This window comes from Archangium sp., from assembly GCF_036389735.1.
GTDB lineage: Bacteria > Myxococcota > Myxococcia > Myxococcales > Myxococcaceae > Archangium.
The window spans coordinates 1-3,845 of the sequence record NZ_DASVWK010000234.1; the positions used below are offsets into that span (position 1 = coordinate 1).

Annotated in this window: 4 protein-coding genes; 1 reads left to right on the forward strand and 3 read right to left on the reverse strand. The window is 70.0% G+C overall.

The features are described 5' to 3' along the window. The coding region (locus VF794_RS08565; protein WP_331108694.1) for a response regulator at window positions 1–609 on the forward strand (609 nt) is incomplete at its 5' end. A 6-nt stretch (window positions 610–615) separates the two neighbouring features. Here the strand turns inward: VF794_RS08565 and VF794_RS08570 are convergent. From VF794_RS08570 to VF794_RS08580, 3 genes are read right to left on the reverse strand one after another with little or no spacing between them, the layout of a single operon-like run. Further along, entirely contained in the window at window positions 616–2,469 is a 1,854-nt protein-coding gene (locus tag VF794_RS08570) for a cytochrome c/FTR1 family iron permease (protein ID WP_331108695.1), read from the reverse strand. Between the two features lie 51 nt (window positions 2,470–2,520). Further along, complete coding sequence (locus VF794_RS08575; protein WP_331108696.1) at window positions 2,521–3,003, reverse strand: dihydrofolate reductase; 483 nt, start codon at window positions 3,001–3,003, stop codon at window positions 2,521–2,523. After that, window positions 3,000–3,794 carry a thymidylate synthase gene (locus VF794_RS08580; protein ID WP_331108697.1) on the reverse strand — a complete coding sequence of 265 codons (795 nt, stop codon included), beginning with the start codon at window positions 3,792–3,794 and terminating at the stop codon, window positions 3,000–3,002. Before VF794_RS08580 ends, VF794_RS08575 begins: the two co-directional genes overlap by 4 nt. Window positions 3,795–3,845: the final 51 nt, after the last annotated feature.

Genomic DNA, 3,845 nt, shown 5'->3' on the forward strand with positions numbered 1-3,845 from the left:
TTCTTCACGACCAAGCCCGTGGGCGTGGGAACGGGGCTCGGCCTGTCCATCTGCCACGACATCGTGACTGGTTTCGGCGGACGGATGGAGGTGGAGAGCGAGCCGGGCAAGGGGAGCGTCTTCCGGGTCATCCTGGTCGCCGCCACCGCCACCGCCGTCACCGCCGCCGCCGTCACCGTGGCCGCCGCCTCCGTGCCCCCGGTCCAGCAGCCGGCTGCGTCCGCGAGCGCCGGGACGGCGCGGCGGGGGCGGATTCTCGTCGTGGATGACGAGCCGATGATCGGCCTGGCCATCCGCCGCACGCTCCAGCGCGAGCACGAGGTGGTGACGCTGACGAGCGCGCGGGAGGCCCAGGAGCGGCTCACGGGAGGCGAGTTCTTCGACCTCATCCTGTGTGACGTGATGATGCCGGAGATGAGCGGGATGGAGCTGCACCAGGCGCTCGCGAGCCACTCGCCCGAGCTGGCGGATCGCATGGTCTTCCTGTCCGGAGGCGCCTTCACGGCCAGTGCCCGCGCGTTCCTGGGGAGCATCGGCAACCGCCGGCTGGAGAAGCCTTTCTCCACGGAGGATCTGCGCGAGCTGGTGCGGATGCTGCTGGCCTCGTGAGGCCGGCTACCCCTGCGAGGACGCGTCCGCCAGCCGCGTGGAGCTCCCGCGGCGCTTGATGACGAGCACGATGAGGGGGATGGCCGTCAGCACCGCCTGGGGGATGAGCGACATGGCATCCGGGAAGATGCCGAGCGGCTCCAGGGTGATGAAGGGCAGGGGCTTGAGGGGCAGCAGGGCCACCTCCTGGAGGGCGTGGAGCCCCTTGCCGAGCAGGATGATGGCGGTGACGACCAGCAGCACCGTGGACGCCTTGAAGAGCGTCTTCATGGGCAGCTTGTAGCCCACGCGGTTGACGAAGAGGACGAGCACGGTGAGGGCCACGGCCCCCGCGACGCAGCCCCAGGCCACGCCGGAGGCCGAGTCGAGCGCGAGGCCCTGGAGGAAGATGGCCGTCTCCACGCTCTCGCGCAGCGCGGCGGAGAAGGAGATGCCGAAGAGGCCCACCACGCTGCCCCGGCCGAGCGCGCCCTGCATCTTCTCGCGCAGCTCGCCCATGAACTTGCTCATGTTGGCGCGCGCGTTGAGCCACAGTGCCGCGTACAGCAGCATGCCCACGGCGACGAGCGCCGCCACGCCCTCGAGCAGCTCGCGGTTGGCCCCACCCAGCAACTGCCGCCCGAAGATGAAGAGGAGGGCGCCCAGCAGCAGCGCGGACGTCCACCCGGCGTGCACCACGCGCGCGTACCCGGGCGCCTGCATCTTGCGCAGCATGGCCAGCAGCGCGGCGACGATGACCGTGGCCTCGAAGCCCTCGCGCAGCAGGATGAGCAGGGTGAGCCACACCACGGAGACGAAGCCCGCCGTGTTGCCGCTGCTCCGGCGCGCCTCGTCCAGCAGCGACAGGAGGATGCGGCCCTCGTCCTGGAGGTGCGGGCTCTTCTGCTCGGCGGCGAGCCGCGTGCCCAGGAAGGCCTGCTCCAGCTTCCGCACCAGGTCCGGATTCCGGGCGCGCAGCGTCACCTCCACCGGCTCCAGCCCGTTGAGGTAGGCGTCCAGCAGCGCGTTGCGCGCCCCGAGCAGGTCCCCGGAGGCGCCCAGCCTCAGCGCCTGCTCCACGTTGTCGCGCGCCAGCATCAGGCCGCGCTCCTCGTCCACGACGGGCAGCTTGCGACGCAGGCACGCGAGGTTCTTCTCGCCGTGGGCCTGGACGAGCTCCGGGTCCGTGGTGTTGGCGAGCATCTCCAGCGAGGCCTTCGGCGGGGTGGCGTCGCAGGCGGGCTGGCGCAGGGTGAAGAGGTAGAAGGCGACGGACCAGCGCTCCTCCTCGGAGAGGGTGGGGTAGCCGGGCATGGCCGTGCCGGGCACGCCGAAGCTGGTGGTGTTGAAGGCCTTGTACGGGGTGAGCCCCGCCATCGTGTCCGCGTCGTGGAAGTTGGCGGGCCGGGGCTCCATGGTGTTGGCGATGGACACCTGTGCGCGGCCATCCGCGCCATGGCACGCCGCGCAGCTCTCCTGGAACAGTTGCGCGCCTCGCTCCAGGTCCGGTGGGGCGCGAGGGCTGCGCGCCAGTCCTCCGGCCAGCACCAGATCCTCCACCAGCGCGCCGCAGTCGCGGCTGACGCCCTCGGGATCCTCGGCCTTGTCCACCCGCGCCTTGATGGCCTCCAGGCGCGGCAGGAACACCTCGCCCCGGGGGCCCATGTCCTGGGCCGCGGCGGTGGCCTCGGCGATGAAGCTGCGCTGCTCGGCCAGCTCGAACTCGGACCGCGACTCCACCGCCAGTGGGTAGTCGGCCTGGAGGTACTGGAGGATGCCCACCAGCCGGTGCCAGGTGCGCCCCTCGGACGCGCCTTCATCGGCGGCGGCCAGCGGCGCCGCGAGCAGCAGGGACAGGAGCAGGAGGCCAGTGCGCTTCACGGCCGAAGGTCTACCAGCCCTCCACCTACATTTCAATTTTGATAATCAAAATCAAGATGGGCGCTCGTAGGTGAGGAAGGAGAAGGCGGGCTCGGTGGGGGTGGCGGGGTGGTGCTCCTCGGCGGAGAGCCGCCAGCGGGAGAGGTCCACCTCGGGGAAAAAGGTGTCGCCCTCGTAGTCGCGGTGGATGCGCGTGAGGTGCAGGCGCTCCACCCGGTCCATCGCCTGGCGGTAGAGCTCCGCGCCGCCGGCGAGGAAGACCTCGTCGCCGCGCGCCAGCGCCAGGGCCTCTTCCAGCGAGTGCGCCACCTGGACGCCCTGGGGGGCATAGTCCCGCTGGCGCGTCACGACGATCATCGTCCTGCCCGGCAGGGGCCGGCCGATGGACTCGTACGTCTTGCGGCCCAGGATGAGCGTGTGGCCCAGGGTGAGCTGCTTGAAGCGCTTGAGGTCCGCCGGCAGCCGCCAGGGCAGGGTGTTGTCCCGGCCGATGCACCGGTTGGCGGCCATCGCCACGATGGCGGAGAGCGTCATACGGCGACCGGCGCCTTGATGGCGGGATGCGGCTCGTAGCCGCTCAACGTGAAGTCCTCGTACTTGAAGTCGAAGAGCGAGCGCACCTCGGGGTTGAGCGTCATGCGGGGCAGGGGACGCGGCTCGCGCTGGAGCTGCTGGCGGGCCTGCTCCACGTGGTTGAGGTACAGGTGTGCATCGCCCGTGGTGTGGATGAACTCGTGCGCCTGGAGCCCCGTGGCCTGTGCCACCATCATCGTGAGCAGCGCGTAGGACGCGATGTTGAAGGGCAGCCCGAGGAAGATGTCCGCGCTGCGCTGGTAGAGCTGGCAGGACAGCCGGCCGTCCGCCACGTAGAACTGGAAGAGGATGTGGCAGGGCGGCAGCTTCATCGCGTCCAGGTCCGCCACGTTCCACGCGCTGATGATGTGCCGCCGCGAGTCGGGGTTCTTGCGCAGCTGCTCGACGAGCTGGCTCATCTGGTCGATGGAGCCGCCGCCGGGCTTCGGCCACGAGCGCCACTGGTGCCCGTAGATGGGGCCGAGGTTGCCCTCGGCGTCGGCCCACTCGTCCCAGATGGTGACGCCGTGCGCCTGGAGCGCGTGCACGTTCGTGCTGCCCGCGAGCATCCACAACAGCTCGTGGATGATGGACTTGAGGTGCAGCTTCTTCGTCGTCACCAGCGGGAACCCCTGCGTGAGGTCGAACCGCATCTGGTGGCCGAAGATGCTCAGCGTCCCGGTGCCGGTCCGGTCGCTCTTCTTCGTTCCATGGTTCAGCACGTGGTCGAGCAGGGCGAGGTACTGTTTCATGGTCGGATCGATCACCCCGGCCGGTGCCAGGCGCAAATGGGGGACGGGCTT

Excerpts from the sequence above, each read along its gene's own strand:
- VF794_RS08575 (WP_331108696.1), bottom strand. The coding sequence starts at position 3,003 with ATGACGCTCTCCGCCATCGTGGCGATGGCCGCCAACCGGTGCATCGGC.
- VF794_RS08580 (WP_331108697.1), bottom strand. The coding sequence starts at position 3,794 with ATGAAACAGTACCTCGCCCTGCTCGACCACGTGCTGAACCATGGAACG.